The sequence below is a fragment of the Streptomyces davaonensis JCM 4913 genome, from assembly GCF_000349325.1.
Classification (GTDB): domain Bacteria; phylum Actinomycetota; class Actinomycetes; order Streptomycetales; family Streptomycetaceae; genus Streptomyces; species Streptomyces davaonensis.
This window is the reverse complement of the sequence record NC_020504.1, coordinates 1,295,383-1,316,186: the sequence shown is the minus strand read 5'-3', so window position 1 is coordinate 1,316,186 and position 20,804 is coordinate 1,295,383. Positions and strand designations below refer to the sequence as shown.

Here is a 20,804-nt window from a genome sequence, read left to right as displayed (position 1 = left end):
CGGGGAGGGGTCCGAGTATGCATGGGCAGGACTGGGTCGAACGTGCGGGAGAGTTGTTCGAAGCGGCGATGTTCGGCGGGGACGCGTCCGCGCTCGAGCGGTGCGACGACGTGCTGGACGCGGTCGAGGCGCCGCTCGCCATGGCGCGGGGCAAGTTGCTGCACGTTCGCTTCCTCGACGACCGCGAGGAGAACAGCCAGGAACTGGTGCTGTTCGAGCGGGCAGCCGAGTTGTACGCGCGTCTGGGGGACGCCTCGGGTGAGGCGGACGCGTTGTTCTGGGTCGGCTGCTGGCATCAGGTGGTCAAGGGCGACGGCGCCACGGGCAGGCCGTACTTCGAGCGGTCGTACGCGCTGGCGAAGTCCGTCGACGACCGGAAGACGATGTCCTACGCGATTCGCCATCTCGGATTCGCCGACAAGGACGCGGGGAACCTTGACCAGGCCCGCGAGCGGCTGACCGAATCGGTGACCCTGCGCCGGGAGATCGGCTTCAGGCCGGGGGAGGCGGCCGGCCTGGTGGCACTGGCCTACCTCGCGGCCGAAACCGGCGACCCATCGGCGGCGGTCCGCCACCTCGACGAGGCCCAGTCGGTGGCCGAGAGCTGCGGTGCCAAGGCCGTATCGGGGTGGATCGAGCAAGCGCGCACGCACATCCGCTCATAGACGAGCGGTTCCAGGGCGGATGCTGGGCGGGTGCTGGGGCGTCAGGCATCGCAGCAGCGCGATGCCTGACGCCTGACGGGTGATCCGCCCATGGGTCACGCGGTCATCGGACGGCGACCGTCTCCGCGGTCTCCGCCTCGTCCGTGGCGGCGGGGGCTGAGCCCTTCGGCCCGTGAACTGCGACGTACACCAGCAGCACGCCCATGACGGCGACGCCTGCCCACATGGCCTGTTGCCAGCCGTCGACGAAGGACTGCTGCGCGGTGTGGATCAGGTCCTGGGCATGGCTGCCGGTGCTCGGGGCCACCTCGACGGCGTTGGCGACACCCTCGCGTGCGGTGTCCGCAGTCTGTTGGGGGATGCCGCCGAGTTTGTCGTCGATGGCGCCGCGGTAGCCGTTGGCCAGGAGTGCGCCGAGCATCGCGACGCCCAAAGCGGTGCCGAATTCGCGGGTGACGTCGTTGAGGGCGGAGGCGACGCCCTGCTTGGCGCGGGGCAGGGAGCTGGTGATGGCCTCGGTGGAGGGCGTCATCGACAGGCCCATGCCGATGCCCATGGCGAGCATGCCGGGGAGGATGGACAGGTAGCCGTCGTCCACGGAGACGAACAGCGCCATCAGTGCGAGGCCCAGGGTGGACAGGGCGATGCCCACGGTCATGGTGGAGCGGGCGCCGATCTTGGCGGCCATCCTGGGGGCCAGGCCGGACGCCGTCATCATCATGACGGCCATGGGCATCATCGCCGCGGTGGACAGCAGGCCCGACCAGCCCAACACGGCCTGGAAGAACGGGAAGAGGACGACGGCGATGCCGGCCTGGACGCCGAACACGACGAGCAGCGTGAGGGAGCCGCCGGCCAGGCCGCGCTCACGGAAGAGGCGTACGTCCAGCAGGGAAGCATCGCGCCGGTGCAGCTCCCAGACCACGAAGGTGATGGCGGCGACGACGCCGACGGCCAGGCTGATCAGGGAGACGGGGTCGGTCCAGCCGCGCTCGGGGCCTTCTTGCAGGACGAAGATGAGTCCGATCACGGCGACGGTGGACACCAACGCACCGATGGTGTCGAAGGAATGGGCGGAGCGTTCGCGGGAGTTGGGCACCGACTTCAGGGTCATCGCCAGCGCGACGGCGACCAGTGCCACGGGCAGCACGAACAGCCACCGCCAGTCCGCGACGTCCACGAGGAACGCGGAGAGGAACATGCCGAGGATTCCGCCGCCTCCGGCGACACCGGTCCACACACCGATCGCCTTGCCCCGCTCCTCCTCGGGGAACGTGGAGGTGATGACGGCCAGCGTGATCGGCATGATCATCGCGGCGCTGACGCCCGCGGCCACGCGGGCGCCGATCATCACCGCGGCCGACGGGGCGAGCCCCGCGACGACACTGGCCGCGCCGAAGATGATCAGTCCGGTGATCAGCATGGGCTTGCGGCCCAGTCGGTCACCGATCGCACCGAGCGGGAGCAGCAGGGCGGCCAGGGCCAGGGTGTAGATGTTGATGATCCACAGGACAGTGGTCTGCGAGGCACCCCACTCGACGGCCATGTGGGTCTGGGCGACGTTCAGACCGGACACCGACGCGATGACGGCCATCAGCGCGATCGAGACGGCCATCAGGATCGCCCGCAGCTGACGAGCATCCGGCGTACCCCCGCCGCCGACGGGTACGGCCGCCGACTGGGGAGGCTGGTTGCTGCTCATACTTTCCTCTCAAAAAGGGGCATGCGGAACCAGCCCACTGACGCAGGGCCGGTCGCAAAGGGGTGGTGAAGCAGGAGGTCGCGCGCTCCGTCGACGCTAAGCCCGCACTGCGGCAGAGGCATACCATCTTGCCTATGACGCAAGAAGATGGAGCGCTGGACAGCCTCGTACGCAAACGGATCCGCGCACTGCGCGTCGCCCAGGGCTGGTCCCTGGAAGAACTGGCCACCCGTGCCAACCTCAGCCAGTCCACGCTGAGCCGGATCGAGAACGGACAGCGCCGCCTCGCCCTGGACCAGCTCGTCACCCTCGCCCGCGCCCTGGACACCACCCTGGACCAGCTCGTGGAGAACGCCGCCGACGACGTCGTGATCAGCCCGATGATCGACGGCACCCACGGCCTCATGCGCTGGCCCGTGAAGGGCGACCCCGGTATGAGTGTCATGCGTCAGCGCATGACCGAACCGCCGCTCGACAATCCCGCCCGCATGCGCGCCCACCCCGGCCGCGAATGGCTCGTCGTGCTGTCCGGCACCGCGATCCTCATGCTCGGCAACCGCCGGTTCCGCGTCGAGACCAACCAGGCCGCCGAGTTCCCCACGATGATGCCGCACGCGATCGGGGCCGAGGGCGGCCCGTGCGAGATCATGGGCATCTTCGACCGCGACGCCCGTCGCGGCCACCAGCGTGACATCGACGACAGCGGCAAGGCCGACGGCTTCGCCCGCTCTCGCGACCTTCCCTAGCCCAGCCGCAACTGCATCAACGTCAGATCGAACCAGCGCCCGAACTTCGTCCCGGCCTCCTTCAGGGTTCCCACGTGCTCGAACCCCCGCCGCTCATGGAGCCGGATCGACGTCTCGTTGCCCGACTCGATGGCGGCGATCATGCTGTGCTGGCCCGTGGCGCGGGCCCGGGCGATCAGCGCGGTGAGCAGGGTTCCGCCGATGCCGAGGCCGTGGTGTTCGGCGCGGACGTAGACCGAGTCCTCCACCGTGTGGCGGTAGCCCTCCAGGGCCCGCCAGGGGGCATACGCCGCGTAGCCGGCGATCTCGCCGTCCACCTCCGCCACCAGCGCGCTGCCCCGGTCGAGATGGTCGCCGAACCATGCCCGGCCCTCGGCGGGGGTGTGCGGAACCTGCGTCCACAGGGCCGTCGAGTACTCGACGGCGTGGTTGCGGATCGCGACGACGGCCTCGGTGTCCTCCGGCCGGGCCGACCGGACCGTCACGCCCCCTTGCGTCTCGTATATTGGAATCATGTCCAATATGATAGATCCTCTCGTGGAGCGGATCGCCACCCGCATCCGGGACGAGCGGGAGCGGCGCCGGTGGACGCTCGCCCAGCTCGCCGACGCCTCCGGGGTCTCCCGCGCGATGATCAACCGCATCGAGCGCGGCGAGAGCAACCCCACGGCCGTCGTGCTCGGCAAGCTGTCCGCGGCCTTCCGGCTCAGCGTCGCATCGCTGCTCGCGGAGGGCGAGGCGCCCCCGGAGGCCGAGGTGCCGGCGGGCGTGCGGCGGCTCGCGGAGGACGTCGAGTGGACCGACCCCGAGACCGGCTACCGGCGCCGCCAGATCGCCGGTCCGCGCTTCCCCGCGGAGATCGCCGAGATCCATCTCCCGCCGGGCGCCCGCGTCCCCTACCCGGCCGCCGCCTTCGCCTTCCTCCACCAGCTCGTCTGGGTCCTGGAGGGACGGCTCACCTTCCAGGACGGCGACACCGTCCACGACCTTGGCCCGGGCGACATCATCGAACTCGGCGAGCCCGCCCCGCGCGTCTTCGCCAACACCGGTGCCGACGCCTGCCGTTACGCGGTAGTCCTCAGCCGGACCGACCGGCCATGACCCACATCCCGCGCAAGGGCGCCACCGCCCTCCTGGCCGCCATGGCCGGTACGGCGATAGCCGACAACTACACCCTCCAGCCCGCCCTCACCGTCGTCGCCGCCGACCTGGACGTCCCGCTCTCCGCGATCAGCCTCGTCCCGTCCGCCGCGCTCGCCGGCTCGATGGCCGGGTTCGCCCTGCTGCTGCCCCTCGCCGACCGCGTCGCCCCGGCCCGTCTGGTCGCCGCCCACTTCGCCGCCCTGGCCGTGGGCCTCGTACTGGCCGCCACCGCGACCGACGCGGCCGTGCTGGTCGCCGCCCACCTGATCATCGGCGCCGCCGCCGCGGTCGCCGCCCAGGCGAGCGTGATCGCCGGACGCCTGGCCGCGCCCGGCCGCCGCGGAGCCGCCGTCGCGCTGGTCGCGACCGGACTGTCCGCCGGAATCCTGCTCAGCCGACTGGTCGGCGGCGCCCTCACCGACCTGATCGGCTGGCGCGCGATGCTCATGGTCTGCGCCGTCCTCGCCCTGCTGTGCGCCGGTACGGCGATGAGCCGACTGCCCGGCGAGCGCCCCCTGGCCCGCGACCCCTACCGCACCGCCCTGGCCGCGCTGCCCCGCCTCCCGCTGCGCGAGGCGCGACTGCGGCACGCGGTCGCCACCGGGGGCCTGTGGTACCTCGCCTTCACGCTGCTCTGGGTCGGCCTCGCGCTCTTCCTCGCCCGGCCGCCGCACTCCCTGGATCCCACCGCCATCGGCCTGTTCGGCCTGGCCGGGCTGCTCGGCTTCGCCGTACTGCCCTTCACCGGACGCCTCGTCGACCGTCGCGGGCCGCGCACCGTGATGACCGTCGCCGTGGCCGTCGCGGCGAGCGGCGTCCTGCTGATCGCCCTTGCCCCGGACAGCGTGCTCGCCATCGCGGTGGGGCTGGCGGTGTTCGACGCGGGCTGCTTCGTCGCGCAGGCCGCCAATCAGAGCGTCGTGATCGGTATCGATCCCGCCAACTCCGGCAGTTTCAGCGGCGCGTACCTGGTGCTGTACTTCGCCGTCGGCGCCCTCGGCACCGCCCTCGCGGGGCCGCTGATCGACGGCATCGGCATGCGTGGCACCACGCTCGTCGCCCTCGGCGCCCTGATCGCCGCCGCGCTGCTCGCGCACTTCGGATCAGTCAGGGAAACGGCGCCCAGCCCCTCGTACGAGTGAGACAAAATCGTGAGAGCCGGGGCAGACCAGGCGGGCTCCGGAAGAATACCGATCTCCGAGTCGGCGGCACCGTCAGGAGACACACGTGGAGTACTACGACCTCGGCCCGCACGGCCGCACCGTCACCACCGCATCCCCGGAAGCACAGCTCTGGTTCGACCGGGGACTGACCTGGACGTACGCCTTCCACCACGAGGAGGCCGTCGAGTGCTTCCAGAAGGCCGCCGCGGCCGACCCCGACTGCGCCATGGCGCACTGGGGCATCGCCTACGCCCTCGGACCGAACTACAACAAGCCCTGGGAGTTCTTCGACGAGCGGGACCTGGCGCGGACCGTCGAACGCACCCATGACGCCGTGGAGGCGGCCCACGCCAAGGCCGTCGGCTCCACCCCGGTCGAGCAGGCCCTGATCGGCGCCCTGCGCGCCCGCTATCCGCAGGCGAAGGCCGTCGAGGACTGCTCGGTGTGGAACGCGCCCTACGCAGACGCCATGCGGGCCGTCCACCAACTCGCCCCGGACGACCCGGACATCGCGACGCTCTACGCCGACGCGCTGATGAACCTCACTCCTTGGCAGCTGTGGGACCTGCGCACCGGGCAGCCCGCCGAAGGCGCCCGGACCGTCGAGGCCAGGGAGGTCCTGGAGCGGGTCGTCGACGCGCCCGGCGGACGTCTGCACCCCGGCGTCCTGCACCTGTACATCCACCTGATGGAGATGTCCCCGACCCCTGAGGTGGCCCTCAACGCGGCCGACCGGCTGCGCGGACTCGTGCCCGCCGCCGGACACCTGCACCACATGCCCTCGCATCTGGAGGTGCTCTGCGGCGATTACCGGCGGGTGGTCTCCGACAACACCGTCGCGATCCTCGCCGACGAGCAGGTCCGCAAGCGCTCCGGCGCGATGAACTTCTACAGCCTGTACCGCGCGCACAATTACCACTTCCGGATCTACGGCGCGATGTTCCTCGGCCAGTCCCAGGTCGCACTGGAGACCGCCGACCAACTGGAGGCCGCCGTACCGGAGGAGCTGCTGCGGGTGCAGAGCCCGCCCATGGCCGACTGGCTGGAGGCGTTCCTCGCCATGCGGGTCCATGTCCTGATCCGCTTCGGCCGCTGGTCCGAGATCCTCCAACTGCCTCTGCCCGCCGACCCCGGCCTGTACAGCATGACCACCGCGATGATCCACTACGCCCGTGGCGTCGCCCTCTCCGCCACCGGCCGCGTCCCCGAGGCCGAGGCCGAACAACGCCTGTTCCAGGAGGCGGCGGCCCAAGTCCCCGAGACCCGCATGCTCTTCAACAACACCTGCGCCGACATCCTCGCCATCGCCGCCGCGATGCTGGAGGGTGAACTGGAGTACCGCAAGGGCCGGTTCGAGACCGCCTTCGCCGCGCTGGAACGCTCCATCGACCTCGACGACAACCTCCCCTACGACGAGCCCTGGGGGTGGATGCAGCCCACCCGCCACGCCTACGGAGCCCTCCTCCTGGAACAGGGCCGCATCGCGGAGGCGGAGGCGGTCTACCGGGCCGACCTCGGTCTGGACGGCACCCTGCCCCGGGCCTGCCAGCACCCCGGCAACGTGTGGGCTCTGCACGGATTCCACGAGTGCCTGATGCGCCAGGGCAAGGAGAGCGAGGCAGGCATCATCGCCCAACAGCTCCGCGTCGCCGCCGCGTTGGCGGACGTACCGATCGAGTCGTCCTGCTTCTGCCGCCTCGACACGAGCGCCGGCACGGGGGAGTGCTGCTCGGCCTAGATGGGGGTCGGCCCCGATGGTTGCGGCCGGCCTTCGGGTTCCTCCTGGCGCCGGCCGCCGTGGCCCGCTACGGTACCCGGCTGGTCGGGCGCGCGATCCAGGTGCGCGACGACGAACTGATCGCGGGCTTGTGGGTGGCCCGGCTGTACGGCTACGGCCCCGGACCTGCCGCCGACATCGCCACGACCCTCCTCGCCCGCGGCGAGTTCGCCCCGTTCATCGCCGGGTACGTACTAGACGAGTAGTTCCGATTGCGGGGTTCACGGACGCAGGGAGGGTGTCCAACATCGGGTTGTGACGACCGATTTAGACACCCTCTTGACGGCACTGTACGTGCATGTCGATGACCGTTTGAAGACCCCGCGGTGGCGTGGGCGTCCGCCGCGGCTGTCTGATGCCGAGCTGGTGACCCTGGCGGTGGCACAGGCCGTACTGGGCTTCCACTGCGAGGCCCGCTGGCTGCGTTTCGCCCACGCCCACCTGCACGGGATGTTCCCGTATCTGCCGCAGCGGCCGGCCTACAACAAGCGCCTGCGGGCCGCGCTGGGCCTGGTCAAGCGGGCCATCCGTTCCCTCGCCACCGACTGTGACCTGTGGCTGGACGATGTGTGGATCGTGGACTCGACGCCCGTCGAGTGCGCCCGCTCGCGTGAGACCGTCAAACGCTCCGACCTGGCCGGCTGGGCCAACTACGGCTATTGCCGCTCCCACTCACGCTTCTACTGGGGCCTGAAACTACACCTGGTGTGCACCCCGGCCGGCCTGCCCGTCACCTGGGCCCTGGCCGACCCCAAGATCGACGACCGGCAGGTGCTGGCCGACCTGATCGACAACGAACCACATCTGGCCGCCGCCCGGCCGGGCCTGCTGATCCTGGCGGACAAGGGCTACATCGCCGCCGAACTCGACCGCTTCCTCGCCGCCCGCGGCATCAGTCTGCTGCGGCCCTCCTACCGCAACCGCGGCATCCCACACCCGGCGGAGCCCCTGCTCAAGACGGTCCGTCAGCTGATCGAGTCGGTCAACGACACCCTCAAGGGCCAACTCGACCTGGAACAGCACGGCGGCCGGACCATCGAAGGCGTCGGCGTCCGCGTGGCTCAGCGGATCCTCGCCATGACCTGCGCGATCTGGCACAACCGGACCATCGGCGCACCCATCACCAGGTCACTGATCGCTTACGACCACTAAGCCACATCGGAACTACTCGTCTAGTCCTCGCCGTCCTCGGCCCCGTCGCCGCGGGCCGCGCCCGTCTGCTCGCCCGCCTGGTCACCAGGGCACGGGTCCCCGCGGTCCGATGACCGCGCCCCTCTTGCCACCACCCCACCCAGGCGTTTCACTTGGCCGCACCTCCCACAGGAGAACACCCGAGCCCACCATGCAGAAGGGGTAGTTCTTTTGTCAGCGATCCGTGCCACCGCCGTCACCGCGGCGGCCTGTGCGGCCGTGCTCACCACGGCACTGCCGTCCTCGGCCATCAACTCCTACAACGCGACGCCAGCGCCCGAACGCACCGAGGTCGGCGCGCTCGTCGCGACCTGGGACAACGACAACGACCCAGCCACCCCGGACCGGGTCGACTGGGTCTGCTCCGGAACCATGATCGACGCGGACACCTTCCTGACCGCCGCGCACTGCACCACCGACTGGCCGGACAACGTGCGCTTCTACGTCTCCCTGGACCAGGACGTGCAGTCCGCACTCGACGCAGCCGCCGCGAAGTACCCGGGCGATCCGGCCGCGCAGGCGAACGCCGTCGCCGTCGAGGGCACCGCCCACAGCCACCCCGACTACCCGGGCCCCGCCTCCGACACCCACGACATCTCCGTGGTCGAACTGCCCGCGGCCAAGGTGGCGTCCCGCTGGAGCTTCACCCCCGCCACCCTGCCCACCGCGAACCAACTCGGCACGCAGGACCTGAACTCCGCCGACTGGACGGTCGCCGGTTACGGCACCCAGGAGGCCGTGCGCGGTCCGGGCGGCCAGACCCACCCGGGTGGCGGCGTCCGGATGAAGGCGCCCGTCACCTTCGACGCCCTCAACAAGTCCTGGGTCCGCCTCGCCATGACCGCACCCCAGGGCAACGGCGGTGCCTGCTACGGCGATTCGGGCGGCCCCAACTTCGTGACCCTGGGCGGAAAGAGGATCCTGGCGGCCACCACGATCACCGGCGACACTCCGTGCTACGCCACGAATGTCACGTACCGCCTGGACACCCCGGGCGCCCGGGCGTTCCTCTCGCCGTTCGTGAAGCTGCCGTAGTGCTGCTCTGAGCTGAATCGCCAGGCAGAAGACGGATTCAAGAGTGTGCGTCCGGCCGGTATCCGGCCGGCGCATACGGCTGCCTGCGCGGCAACGCGTCGAGCCCTAGAATTCGGCAGTGAACGCCGACGAAGACTGGCCGTTGCGCACCCCGCGGTGAGGAGATCGCATGCAGGACCCTTCGGACTCGATGGAGACCGTCGAGCCTGAGGAGAACGGCCAGAGCAATACCGCCGACTCAGCTGTTGCGGACGATCCGATTCCCGACTCGGACATCGACTTCACGACGGCAACGACGATCCTGGCGGAGGTGCTTCCAGGGGTTGCTGTCGTCTTCGGTGAGGTCCCGGCGGAACTCAAGCCCGATCTGATCGACTTCGGGCTCGTACCGAGTGCCGACCGCCGGCAGATCTCCACGGTCCTCGCTTCGACCGGGAACACAGCGACCGTGGCCGGCAACCTCGGAAGCGCGTTCGCCGGCGCGCAGGGGCTCTACAGGTTCAGCAGCGCGACACAGGCCGTACTCAACGCCGGCGGAACGCTCGCCATCAAGGACGGCGCGAACCTCGGAGCCGTGTTCCTCAACGGCAAGATAGTCCACCAGGCCCGCCTCATCCCGGCGTCCGCGGTGGGCGCGGCGCAGACCGTGGCCGCGATCGGGCCCGCGCTGGCCATGGTCGCCCTTCAGATGCAGCTGAGTGAGATAACGGGCCTTGTCAGGACCAACATCGCCCTGACAAGCCAGGTACTCACGACGATCCGCCACGGGCAGTGGGCCGAGCTGACGGGGCTCGTTGCCACCGTCGATCGCGCAGTCGACCAGGCGCGAGAGGTCGGATCGGTCACCACGTCCTTGTGGAACAGCGTCGCGGGCAATGAAGCGTCGCTGAGGAAGCAACTCGACCTGTACCGGCGCAACGTCCGCGGCCACGTCGGGCAGATCGATCGGCCCGACGCACGTCACCGCCGTGAGTACCTCGAGACGAACGCCGATGCCGTCGTCTTCGACGCGAACGCCCTCCTGTCGTCCGTCAAGGCATGGACCGGATATCAGGCGCTCCACGCCGCGCGGGCGAGAGCCGCTGGACCCGAGGACCCCGGCGAGGCGCGTCTCGTCGACGTCATCGCGCGCGACACCCGCACGGAGCTCGACGCCGCTCTGGCCGAGACGACGAGCCTCGTCGACTCGCTGGCGCGGGAGCTGCGCATCATCGCCGAACTCCCCGGACGCGACGCACTGTCACTGCCGGGGAAGCGGAGGGACGCGCATGCGGCCCGCCAGACCTCCGCGCGACTTCTTGAGGCGATCGAGCCCCTTGCCGATGCTCTCCGTCCGCCGCCCCCTGCGCTCCAGGCGCCGGGCGTCGTCTGCGCACCCGAATCACTGGATGTCGAGCCGTACCTTCGCATCCTGCGATGGTTCCTCGAGGACGGTGAGACCCTACGTGTCCTCGCCTTCCCTGATCAGTTCGACGCACTCGGTCCCATCTCTGCGATCTTCAGCGGAGCGAAGGACAAGCTGGCGGCAGCGAGGGACAAGGTCGCGGCAAAGACACTGGTCGCCGTGACGGATCGCCGCATTGTCACGGCCAAGACGAACGCGTTCCTCGATCAAGGTGAGATCCGTCAGGACATCCCGATCGACCGGGTCCGATACGTCCGAGCAGCCACCTCACCGGAGAGGGGCGGGCGCTTGGCGATCGACCTCATCACGCGCGACGAGAACACCCGTTGGCTCTTCCACGCTGACATCGACAACACTCACGTGGACGCGCTTGCCGCCGTGCTCGCCGAGTCGATGACGATCCCGGACGCCGAACGCGAAGACCTTCGACGGCGGCGCTACACCGCCATCGAGGCGGGCGGGCCTGGAGGCGGCGACGCCACCGGCGTCAAGGCGAACGGGTAGTCGCAGGCGGGGGACCGTGTACGGCGATTCGTGCCGGGGCGCGGCCCTACGCTGCCGTCATGAGGGATTCAGCTCAGGGAGCGGCAGCCGCCGCGGCCCGGTTCACCGGCAGTTCGGTGGTCGGTGTGCAGCGGCTGTCCGGCACGCTTGCCGAAGTCACCCTCGACGGCGGCAGGGTGGTCATGGTCAAGCGCGGTGACGGCGGTCCCGGGGCGACTCGGGCCGAGGCGGCGGGGCTGACGTGGCTGGGGGCGGCGGGCACGGTTCGGGTGCCCGCCGTTCACGGGCATGATGAGGAGTGGCTGGTGACCGACCGGGTTCCGGCCGGACGCCCGAGTCCCGAGGCCGCCGAGCGGCTCGGCCGTGGTCTGGCCGCGCTGCATGCCACGGGCGCCCCCTCGTTCGGCGCGCCGCCGCCCGACGGTCCACGGGACGCGTACATCGGACTCGCGCCGATGCGGAATGTGGACGGCGCCGACTGGCCTCGCTGGTACGCGGAGCACCGGGTGCTGCCGTATGTGCGTGGGGCAGTCGACGGCGGCACGTTGAGCATGGCCGAGGCCGTGGTCTTCGAGCGCGTCTGCGCCCGGCTGCCCGAACTGGCGGGGGCGCCCGAAGCGCCGGCCCGGCTGCATGGCGATCTGTGGAACGGCAATGTGCTGTGGGCGGCCGACGGTCATGCCTGGCTGATCGACCCGGCCGCGCACGGCGGTCACCGTGAGACCGACCTCGCCATGCTCCACCTCTTCGGCCTGCCCCATCTGGACCGTCTGCTGGCGGCGTACCAGCAGACGGTCCCGCTCAGCGAGGGTTGGTCGTCCCGCATCCCGCTGCACCAGCTCTTCCCGCTCCTGGTGCACGCGGTCCTCTTCGGCCGGGGCTACGCGGAACAGGCACTGGCGGCGGCGCGATCGACTCCGGCGGGCTGACGCGGTCGCTCAGACGGGGACGCGGAGGGTCTCCACGGCCCGGACCAGGGGCGCCAGTTCGGGGTTCTGCGCCGCCTCGTCGAGGGCCTCACGGAGGGCGGACTCGTTGGTGGGGCGGGCCTCTTCGAGGAGCTTCAGCCCTGCCTCGGTGACGTCGGTGTAGATGCCGCGGCGGTCGGTGGGGCAGAGGTAGCGGGAGAGCAGGCCCCGGTCCTCCAGGCGGGTCACCAGACGGGTGGTGGCGCTCTGACTGAGCACGACCGCGTCGGCGACCTGCTTCATCTGGAGGTGGCCGCCCTCACCGCTGTGCTGGCGGCTGAGGACATCGAGCAGCGAGTACTCGCGCACGCTGAGGTCGTGGCCGGACTGGAGGGCGCGCTCGATGTAGGCCTCGATCCGCCCGTGCAGCAGGGACAGGGCGCACCAGCCCTGGGCGAGCGCGGTGAGCGCGGGGTCTGTGGCGGTCATGGGGCCGTCTCCTCCGTCCGGTGTGACTGTCACCCAGGATATGTCATCGGTGAAATTGTCGTCGTACGCAAGTATAGCCCGTCTGCAATTATCTGGCGATACTCGCTGGCGCCGCCCCGCGCGCTCCCGCTAGCGTCAAGATCCTCGACCGGCCGACACCGACGACCGGCGCCCCGCACGGAATGCGCACCGCGATGACCAGCCGCCCGCCCGCGACGACGACCCTCTGGCGCCCCACCGGACCCGAGGAGCTGGCCCTGGTCCGCGAGCTGGGGTGGCGCGCCTGGCCCCCGCGACTGCCCGAGCAGCCGATCTTCTACCCGGTCCTCAACGAGGAGTACGCGGTGAAGATCGCCCTCGACTGGAACGTCAAGCACAGCGGCGCCGGCTTCGTGACCCGCTTCGAGGTCGAGACCGACTTCCTCAGCCGCTACCCCGTCCAGCAGGCGGGCGGCAGGACGATCCTGGAGCTGTGGGTACCCGCCGAGGACCTCGACGAGTTCAACGCCCACATCGTCGGCACCATCGAGGTCGTGCACGAGTTCCGGCCCTAGGCGGTCGCCCCATCGTGTGAAACGGCCCCGACCTGCGGCGTTTCGTGTGAGGGCCGGGTAGGCATGTCGACCGGTCCTCAACGATGGGAGCGGGGCTTTGAAGAAGCTCGGATACATCGGTGTCGTCGTCTCACTCGCCGGAGCCGCGCTGGCCGGGCCGGCACCCGCGGCGCACGCGGACATCGCGGCGTGCGGGAGTCCGAAAGGCATCGGCAAGGCGCGCGGTGCCGCATGCATCGACAACGACCTCGACGGCAACAACATCGTCACCATGGATGTGCACGGATACGTGAACGGAAACTTCGCGAGTCCCGTCTCCGTCCGCTATCAGATCCAGTACCGCACCTTGCAGAACGGAGACTGGACGCGGTGGTTCCCCGCCCAGTCCGGCAGCATCCACGCGTCCCCGCAGAGCCGTCGCGTGAATGGCCGTCTGTGGTCGGAGAGATATCCGGGTGACAACGCCGAATGGGGCGTCGCCGCGCGCATGCGCGTCACCTACTCCGGCGCCGGATACCGGTGGAGCCCTTGGTCACAGGTGCTGACGTTCAGCCCTGAGTGAGGCCGGGTGGCTCCTGCCTAGCGGGGGAGGTCGACCGAGACGTGTGCCGACAGAGCGGCCAGGAAGTCAGCCGCGTCGAAGGCCGCGCCCGCTGACGCGGCGCCGACCGCCGTCGTCTGTCCCGCGAGGATGCGGCGCACCGCCTCCACCGCCAGCGGCGCCGTCACCGCGTAGATGTCCTGGCCGCGTGCCACCGCGCGGCGTTCCCGGCCCGCGGAGCGGATGAGGACGTCGACCAGGAAGGTCTGGTCGGAGCGGCCGTGCTCGTCGGACGCGGCCGGGGCCGGGGTGTCCGGGGACGAGAGTTCCGCGGCGGCCTCGGTCGTCATGTACGTCCGTACCTCGGGGACCGTCAGGTGGCTGGGGACGGTGACGACGTCGGCCATCGTGAACTCCGCGTACACCGACCGCGTGCCGAGTGGCTCCGGGAACGGCCATTCCACGATCGACTGGGCGTCGTCGTGGTACTCCAGCCGCCCCTTGGCGTACCGGACCCGCTTGCCGCCCCGCCGCTCCCGCGACACGTCGCCCGCGATCCGCGTCCCGGCGGTGGGGTGCCAGCCGCTCAGCCCGTACGCGACATGCACCTCGTCGGCGCTCGTCCAGTCGCCCATCGCGGCCGTGACCAGCAGGTCGCCGAGTCCGCCGTAGAAGGCCATCGCGGGCACGACCAGCGCGCCCGCCGCACGGGCCCGCTCGTCGAAGTGCGTGAACATGTCGTCGTTCGCCTCGATCTCGGCCGCCACGTCCACATACGGGATCCCGGCGCGCAGCGCCGCCTCGATCACCGGCCCCGCGGTCGTCGCGAACGGCCCCGCGGCGTTGATCACGGCCGCCGTGCCGGCCAGCGCGCGGTCCAGTGAGGCCGCGTCGTCCACCGACGCCGGACGCAGCTCCAGGCCCGGCGCGGCCGACGCCCGCAGCTTCTCGGCGTCACGGCCGGAGAGCACCGGCACGAACCCCCGGGCCAGCAGCTCCGCCACCACGAACCGCCCGGTGTGCCCGTACGCCCCGAACACCGCGACCTTCTGACCCGGTCCCATGACCTCTCCCCGCTCTCGTGCGTTCCGATGAGGCAATCCTGGCCGGAAGGATTGCCCCGGCGTGAGTGTCCGGAACGACACTGCCCATACAATTCCGGACATGGATACCGTGGCGTTCGCCCTCACCGACGGGATGCTGCACTTCGAACTCTCCGTGGCCCAGGAGGTGTTCGGGTCCGCCCCCGATGCCATCCCCGGGCCCTGGTACGACATGAGCGTGTGCGGGCCCGGCCCGGTGCGGGTCGGACGGTTCCTGCTGGAGCCCGACCACGGGCTCGACCGGCTCGCGCAGGCCGACACGGTGATCGTCCCCGGCTGGGCGGACATCGACGTCGACCCGCCCGCCGACCTGGTCGACGCGGTACGCGCGGCGCACGAGGCAGGCAGCCGCGTGGCCTCCCTGTGCACGGGCGCGTTCGTACTGGCCGCCGCGGGCCTGCTCGACGGCCTGCGCGCCACCACGCACTGGGCACACACCGACGCGCTGGCCGCCCGCCATCCCCTGGTCGAGGTCGACCCGGACGTCCTCTACGTCGACAACGGCACGGTGCTCACCTCGGCGGGCAAGGCCGCCGCACTGGACCTGTGCCTGCACCTGGTCCGACTGGACCGCGGCTCCTCCGTCGCCAACACCGTCGCCCGTCGGCTGGTCGTGCCGCCCCATCGGGCAGGCGGCCAGGCCCAGTTCGTCAGCACACCGGTGCCCGCCCGAGACGACCACCCGCTGGCCGAGCTGCTGCCCTGGGTGATGGAACGCCTCGACGAGCCGCTGACCGTGGAGGATCTGGCCCGCCGGGCCCGGACCAGCTCGCGCACCCTGGGCCGGCACTTCCGCGCGGCGACCGGCACCACCCCACTGCAATGGCTGCTCAACCAACGCATCCGCCGCGCCCAGGAGTTGCTGGAGACTTCCGACAACAGCGTCGACGCCATCGCGACAGCCACCGGCATGGGCACCGCCACGACCCTGCGCCGCCACTTCAACCGCACGCTGGGCGTGCCCCCGGACAGCTACCGGCGCACCTTTCGCGCGTCCCGCACAGAGGTCGGCCGAGGGGCACAGACCTAGGGCGCCCCGAGTTCCTTCGCCAGGTCCTTCGCCTCGTCCGCGGTGAAGTTGCCGCTGATGTCGACCTCGCCACCGGTGATGGATTCGCCGACGGAGGGGGCGCTGATGAGCCGGTCCCCGAGGACGATGGCGATCTGGTTCTGCGGCTGAGTGCGCTGCGCCGCCCGCTCGGAGAGCGTCGCGAACCGCTTGGCGTCGGCGTCCTCGAACGCCATCCGGATCACCCAGCCACCCGCATTCTGGTCCAACTCGGCGCGGACATCCTTGAGTTGGGTGACGCTCATCCGGTCCGCGGCCTGGGTGGAGATCTGGTAGCAGTAGTTGGGCTCCGCCGCCTGGAAGGTGGGCGGCGGCAGTGCGTCGGTGCAGGCGCCCTGGTGACTCTGCTCCACCAGGGCCAGCCGCAGATCCTGCCGTACGGGATCCGGGGTCCCGCCGCCGTCGTCCGGCTGGAGTGCGTAGACGACACCGCCTCCCGCGAGGAGCGCCACAAGGGTCAGCGCGGCCCAGCGCCCGGTGTGCGGGTGCCGCCCGGCCGTCGGGGGCCGCGGGGGCATACGGCGGGTGCCGGCGGGACTGCGCGGGGTGCGCTCGGTGTCCGCCTCGGGGTCGATGCGCCGCTGGGCGGCGTCGGCCTCCTCGGTACGGCGCCGACGGTGCTGTTCGATCGCCGTGGACCAGCTCCGCGGCAGCCAGTCGGTGGCGCCGCCGGCCTGCGGACGGGCGGCGATGACGGCGCCGACCCGCGTCAGCAGCTCGCGCGGGTCGGGGCGGTCGGCGGGGTCCAGGGCGAGACAGGGCCGGATCAGGGCGTCGAGTTCGGTGGGCAGGCCGGTCAGGTCGAGGTCGCCCTCGGCGGCCCGGACCAGCTGCTCCAGCGCGGTGCCCTGGCCCATGTCCCGGTACGGACTGCGGCCCGTGGCGAGGTGGAACAGCGTGGCGCCCAGCGAGAAGACGTCGGAAGCGGTCGTCGTCGGCTCGCCCCGGGCCTGTTCGGGCGCGGCGAACGCGATGGTGCCGAGGGCCGCCCTGGTACGGGTGATGTCGGCGGCCTGCGAGATCCCGAAGTCGATCACCCGGGGCCCGTCCTCGGGGAGCAGCACGTTGGACGGCTTGACGTCTCGGTGCACCAGACCGGCGGCATGGATGTTGACCAACGCCTCGGCGATCCCGGCCGCCACCCAGTGCAGCCCGTCCGACGGCAGCGGTCCCTGGCCCGCCACCAGCGCCTGAAGGGACGGCGCCGGAACGTATTCCGTGGCCATCCACGGCACCCGGGCCTTCGCGTCCGCGTCGACGACGCTCGCGGTGAACACCCCGCGCACCCGCTGGGCCAGCGCCACCTCACGGGCGAAACGGCGGAGGTCCGCATCGGGGACCGTGCCGCCGTCGGCCGCCGCCAGCAGCGTCTTCACGGCGACCGTACGACCGCCGGGGGAGCGCGCCAGATACACCCGCCCCATCCCGCCACTGGCCAGCTCGGCGAGCACGATGTACGGCCCGATCCGCTCCCCGGGCCGCACCGACCCCGTCCACTCCGCCTGCACCGCTGTCTCCCCCGCTCCCACAGGCCACTCGGCGGTGCTCAGCCTATGCAGTGCCGGGTCCGCGATGTCACCGATCACGGAACCCTCACCCTTGTGCTGCAAGGGAGTTGAAGTCCAGCACGATGACGCCATGGCCCATGTCGCACTGTTCCACTCCGTCCTCGGCCCGCGCCCCGCCGAACTCCTCGCCGCCGAACGACTGCGCCGCGCCGGGCATACGGTCGTGACGCCCGACCTCTACGCGGGTGAGACCGCGGACACCCTCGACCGGGGGTTCCGGTTGGTCGAACGGATGGGCTGGGCGGTGCTGATCGAGCGGGCGCGCGAAGCCCTCACGGGGCTGCCGGAGGAGACCGTGCTCGCCGGCGTTTCTATGGGCGTGGGCGTCGTCACCGACCTCTGGCCCGAGCGCCCGGCTGCCGCCGGGGTCCTCCTCCTGCACGCCACCGCCGACCTGCCCGCCTCCGTCCGGCCGGGACTCAGGGTCCAGTTGCATGCCGCCGAACCGGACGCCTTCGCGCCGCCCGAGCGCGTGGCCGCTCTCCAGCGGGCGGCGCGGAAGGCCGACGTAGACCTGGAGGTCTTCCGCTACCCGGGCGTCGGCCACTTCTACACCGACCCCGACCTCCCCGACCACGACCCGGCCGCGGCGGAGCTGACGTGGCGCCGCGTGCTGGACTTCCTCGCCTAGCGCAGGCGCTCCTCGCGGCGGCCGCGGACGCTCAGGGCGACGACGGAGACCAGGAACCAGAAGGCGCCGAAGGCCGAGTAGCCGGCGATGCCGGACAGGCCGCTCGTGTCCGAGGCGGACATGGCGGCGAAGGAGGCGCCGGCGAGGACGGACAGGCCGCCGCTGATGATCATGGGCCACTGGGCGCCGACGGTGCGTCGGCGGCGGATCGCCACGACGAGCTGGATCGCTCCGGAGAGGAGGGCCCAGATGCCGAACACGAGCAGTGCCGCCCCGATGGTGGAGAAGACGGCGGCTGTCATCACGGCGGCGGTGGCGATGCCGAGGGCCACGTTGGTGGCACCGACGCGGTCCATGGAGCCGGTGCCGGTCATGCGCTGTTCGAGGAGCGTGGCGATGGCGTCCCACAGGGGGTAGACGACGAGCAGCACGGCCGCGATCGCGGTGGGCTTGTCCGCCGACACGAGGGAGGCGGAGGTCGCGAAGACGAGTGCCACCCAGATCAGGGAGAAGGCGACTCGGATCAGGTAGAGCGAGCGGAGCCCGGAGGACGTCGTCGTGGTGGTGGTCGTACGCGAGGGCACGGTGGTCTGAGTCATCGGGGAGTCCCGTTCGGTGATCGTGATGGTGTGAGACGGTCGCCTCGATGAGGAGTCTCAGCGGCTTCGGGAGGGGCCGCGTACTTCGAGCGAAGTAGATCCGCCCTTTGATTTCCGTCTACATCATTCGAAGTACACGGCCGCGGCCCATGTGGATGAGAATCAGGCCATGGGCGAGGCGCAGAACAATCACGACGGTCCCGTGGCACCCCTGTGGGTCCGCCGCCCCGAGGTGCTGCACCTCGTCGCCTATGCGCTGGCCGCGCTGGTGTTCACCGGGCAGATCGTGGCGGTGATCGTGCGAGGTTCGGACTGGCCCACGGCCCTCTCCGTGCTCCTCGCCGGTGGCGGTGTCGCCCTCTCCTGGTGGCGGCCGTGGGCGGGACTGGTCGTGGCGAGCGCGGCGTCCTTCGCCGTCACCGAGGTGGGCCACGACCCGCTGTCGGTGTGGATGATGGCCGTGTTCGTGCTCTTCTCCGTCACCCTCAGGGGCAAGCAGCCGCTGGCCGGAATCGGCATCGTGGCGGCGTCCTTCCTCGGGGCGTTCATGACGGTCGGAGGATTCCGGGGCGGCGCGATCGTGGGAGCCGCCGCACTCTTCTCAGCCGTGGCAGGCGGTGCGACGGGGGCCGCGCTGCGCATCCACCGCGAGCACTGGCTCACCTTGGAGGAGCGGGCCGAGAGCGCCATCGCCACCCGCGAGATCGAGGCCACCCGCCGGGTGACCGAGGAACGACTCCGCATCGCCCGCGACCTCCACGACGTCATCGGCCACCAGGTCGCGCTGCTCAGCATGCATCTCGGCGCCGCCGAGATCGGGCTGCCCGAAGACGCCGAGCCCGCCCGGCAGGCCCTCGTCTCGGCCAGGTCGAGCGCCCGCACCGTCGTCGTCGAAACGCAACGGATCCTCACGCTCCTCCGCCTCGGGGACAAGCGAACCGACGACGAGGCGCTCCGGCCGACCCCCGCGCTCAGCGGCCTGCAAGGCCTCATCGCCTCCTTCGAGAGCATCGGCCTCGACGTCCGGCCGGCCCTCGACCTGCCCACCGGTTTCGTGGAGCCCAGCGTCGGCGTGACGGTCTACCGGGTCGTTCAGGAAGCGCTCACGAACGCCTACCGGCACGGCGAAGGGGCGGCAACGGTGGAGGTGCGCGAGCACGACGGCAGGATCTGCGTCACCGTCGAGAACCGCGTCGGTGACTCACCTCCTGGCCCGGGCAGCGGACTCGGACTCGTGGGGATGCGCGAACGCGTCGAGTCCTCCCATGGGCGACTGACGATCGACAGCGATCACGGGCGATTCCGGGTCCACGCGGAGTTCAGCCCCCTGGGAGCCGCCGTATGACCTCGCGGATTCTGATCGTCGACGACCAGGCCGAGATCAGGGCCGGGATCAAGGCCATGCTCCGGCTCGATCCGGGTCTCGTGGTCGCGGCCGATCTCTCCGACGGCCTCCAGGTCGTGCCCTACCTCCGGGAAAACCCCGTCGACCTGGTCCTGATGGACATCCGGATGCCCGGCATCGACGGTGTCGAGGCCACCCGCCGCATCCGCAAGGAGCACCCGCCCGAGAAGCTGCGGGTGATCGTGCTGACCACCTTCGACCAGGACGACATCGTTCTCGCCGCCCTGCGCGCGGGTGCCAACGGCTTCCTGAGCAAGACCGTGAGCCCGGCCGAACTCGTCGCCGGAATCAACGAGGTCGTCGGCGGTGGCGGTGCGCTGTCCGCCGCCGCGACGGCCGCGCTCATCGGCCATATGACCGACAGTCCGCCCCCGGTGATCGACCAGGAACTGCTGCGCCGCTTCGACGCCCTGACGCCCAGGGAGCGGGACGTGGTCATTCTCGTCGCGAGCGGGCTTGGCAACGACGAGATCGCGGCCCAGATGTCCGTGTCCCCGTTCACCGTGAAGACGCATGCGGTGCGGGCCATGACGAAGGTCGGCGCACGTGATCGAGCGCAACTCGTCTCGTTCACCTTCCGGGCCGGCCTGTACCCCTGACGAGACC

Annotated in this window: 21 protein-coding genes and 1 pseudogene; 16 read left to right on the top strand and 6 right to left on the bottom strand. The window is 70.8% G+C overall.

From position 1 onward, the window contains the following. Positions 1-17 precede the first annotated feature (17 nt). Positions 18-665, top strand: coding sequence for a tetratricopeptide repeat protein (locus tag BN159_RS05865; RefSeq protein ID WP_015655997.1), 648 nt, complete (start codon positions 18-20; stop codon positions 663-665). A 103-nt stretch (positions 666-768) separates the two neighbouring features. Here the strand turns inward: BN159_RS05865 and BN159_RS05860 are convergent, their stop codons facing one another. Then, positions 769-2,367, bottom strand: coding sequence for an MFS transporter (locus BN159_RS05860; protein ID WP_015655996.1), 1,599 nt, complete (start codon positions 2,365-2,367; stop codon positions 769-771). Between the two features lie 134 nt (positions 2,368-2,501). Between BN159_RS05860 and BN159_RS05855 the strand changes: the two genes are divergently transcribed. Continuing rightward, the gene (locus BN159_RS05855) at positions 2,502-3,113 is read left to right on the top strand and encodes a helix-turn-helix domain-containing protein (RefSeq protein ID WP_041818855.1); all 612 of its coding nucleotides are present in this window, start codon (positions 2,502-2,504) and stop codon (positions 3,111-3,113) included. On the opposite strand, the gene BN159_RS05850 is transcribed toward BN159_RS05855, so the two are convergent. Then, on the bottom strand, positions 3,110-3,628 hold the full coding sequence (locus BN159_RS05850; protein ID WP_015655994.1) for a GNAT family N-acetyltransferase: 519 nt from the start codon (positions 3,626-3,628) through the stop codon (positions 3,110-3,112). The two genes, BN159_RS05855 and BN159_RS05850, sit on opposite strands and share 4 nt — an antisense overlap. A 7-nt stretch (positions 3,629-3,635) precedes the next feature. On the opposite strand from BN159_RS05850, the gene BN159_RS05845 reads away from it, so the two are divergent. From BN159_RS05845 to BN159_RS05810, 8 genes and pseudogenes are all read left to right on the top strand, one after another. Next, a complete protein-coding gene (locus BN159_RS05845; RefSeq protein WP_015655993.1) occupies positions 3,636-4,214 on the top strand; it encodes a helix-turn-helix domain-containing protein in 579 nt (192 codons plus the stop codon). Further along, entirely contained in the window at positions 4,211-5,398 is a 1,188-nt protein-coding gene (locus tag BN159_RS05840) for an MFS transporter (protein ID WP_015655992.1), read from the top strand. The genes BN159_RS05845 and BN159_RS05840 overlap by 4 nt, the downstream gene beginning before the upstream one ends. 85 nt (positions 5,399-5,483) lie before the next feature. Continuing rightward, positions 5,484-7,157: a tetratricopeptide repeat protein gene (locus BN159_RS05835; protein WP_015655991.1), complete on the top strand. Its 1,674-nt coding sequence runs from the start codon at positions 5,484-5,486 to the stop codon at positions 7,155-7,157. Next, positions 7,154-7,393 (top strand): annotated as a pseudogene (locus BN159_RS05830) (hypothetical protein); the annotation flags it as partial. The gene BN159_RS05835 and the pseudogene BN159_RS05830, both read left to right, overlap by 4 nt. Positions 7,394-7,451: 58 nt before the next feature. Beyond that, positions 7,452-8,348: an IS982 family transposase gene (locus tag BN159_RS05825; protein ID WP_015655989.1), complete on the top strand. Its 897-nt coding sequence runs from the start codon at positions 7,452-7,454 to the stop codon at positions 8,346-8,348. A 210-nt stretch (positions 8,349-8,558) separates the two neighbouring features. Next, positions 8,559-9,422: a trypsin-like serine protease gene (locus BN159_RS05820; protein WP_015655988.1), complete on the top strand. Its 864-nt coding sequence runs from the start codon at positions 8,559-8,561 to the stop codon at positions 9,420-9,422. A gap of 190 nt (positions 9,423-9,612) precedes the next feature. After that, positions 9,613-11,331 (top strand): hypothetical protein, encoded by a 1,719-nt coding sequence (locus tag BN159_RS05815; RefSeq protein ID WP_231905575.1) that lies wholly within the window; start codon positions 9,613-9,615, stop codon positions 11,329-11,331. 59 nt (positions 11,332-11,390) lie between these two features. Further along, positions 11,391-12,260, top strand: coding sequence for a fructosamine kinase family protein (locus tag BN159_RS05810; RefSeq protein ID WP_015655986.1), 870 nt, complete (start codon positions 11,391-11,393; stop codon positions 12,258-12,260). Between the two features lie 9 nt (positions 12,261-12,269). Here the strand turns inward: BN159_RS05810 and BN159_RS05805 are convergent, their stop codons facing one another. Next, positions 12,270-12,728: a MarR family winged helix-turn-helix transcriptional regulator gene (locus BN159_RS05805; RefSeq protein ID WP_015655985.1), complete on the bottom strand. Its 459-nt coding sequence runs from the start codon at positions 12,726-12,728 to the stop codon at positions 12,270-12,272. Positions 12,729-12,922: 194 nt separating this feature from the next. Between BN159_RS05805 and BN159_RS05800 the strand changes: the two genes are divergently transcribed. Next, positions 12,923-13,282: a hypothetical protein gene (locus BN159_RS05800; protein WP_015655984.1), complete on the top strand. Its 360-nt coding sequence runs from the start codon at positions 12,923-12,925 to the stop codon at positions 13,280-13,282. A 97-nt stretch (positions 13,283-13,379) separates the two neighbouring features. Then, the gene (locus BN159_RS05795) at positions 13,380-13,844 is read left to right on the top strand and encodes a hypothetical protein (RefSeq protein WP_015655983.1); all 465 of its coding nucleotides are present in this window, start codon (positions 13,380-13,382) and stop codon (positions 13,842-13,844) included. Between the two features lie 17 nt (positions 13,845-13,861). On the opposite strand, the gene BN159_RS05790 is transcribed toward BN159_RS05795, so the two are convergent. Beyond that, positions 13,862-14,887 carry a saccharopine dehydrogenase family protein gene (locus BN159_RS05790; protein WP_015655982.1) on the bottom strand — a complete coding sequence of 342 codons (1,026 nt, stop codon included), beginning with the start codon at positions 14,885-14,887 and terminating at the stop codon, positions 13,862-13,864. 100 nt (positions 14,888-14,987) lie between these two features. Between BN159_RS05790 and BN159_RS05785 the strand changes: the two genes are divergently transcribed. Continuing rightward, entirely contained in the window at positions 14,988-15,956 is a 969-nt protein-coding gene (locus tag BN159_RS05785; RefSeq protein WP_041818849.1) for a helix-turn-helix domain-containing protein, read from the top strand. On the opposite strand, the gene BN159_RS42720 is transcribed toward BN159_RS05785, so the two are convergent. Next, positions 15,953-17,581: a serine/threonine-protein kinase gene (locus BN159_RS42720; RefSeq protein WP_015655980.1), complete on the bottom strand. Its 1,629-nt coding sequence runs from the start codon at positions 17,579-17,581 to the stop codon at positions 15,953-15,955. The genes BN159_RS05785 and BN159_RS42720 overlap by 4 nt on opposite strands. 52 nt (positions 17,582-17,633) lie before the next feature. On the opposite strand from BN159_RS42720, the gene BN159_RS05775 reads away from it, so the two are divergent. Beyond that, on the top strand, positions 17,634-18,194 hold the full coding sequence (locus tag BN159_RS05775; RefSeq protein WP_015655979.1) for a dienelactone hydrolase family protein: 561 nt from the start codon (positions 17,634-17,636) through the stop codon (positions 18,192-18,194). Here the strand turns inward: BN159_RS05775 and BN159_RS05770 are convergent. After that, positions 18,191-18,793 carry a DUF308 domain-containing protein gene (locus BN159_RS05770; RefSeq protein WP_015655978.1) on the bottom strand — a complete coding sequence of 201 codons (603 nt, stop codon included), beginning with the start codon at positions 18,791-18,793 and terminating at the stop codon, positions 18,191-18,193. The genes BN159_RS05775 and BN159_RS05770 overlap by 4 nt on opposite strands. A 169-nt stretch (positions 18,794-18,962) precedes the next feature. On the opposite strand from BN159_RS05770, the gene BN159_RS05765 reads away from it, so the two are divergent. Next, positions 18,963-20,138, top strand: a complete 1,176-nt coding sequence (locus BN159_RS05765) for a sensor histidine kinase (RefSeq protein ID WP_015655977.1) — start codon at positions 18,963-18,965, stop codon at positions 20,136-20,138. Further along, entirely contained in the window at positions 20,135-20,797 is a 663-nt protein-coding gene (locus BN159_RS05760; RefSeq protein ID WP_015655976.1) for a response regulator transcription factor, read from the top strand. The genes BN159_RS05765 and BN159_RS05760 overlap by 4 nt, the downstream gene beginning before the upstream one ends. Positions 20,798-20,804 lie beyond the last annotated feature (7 nt).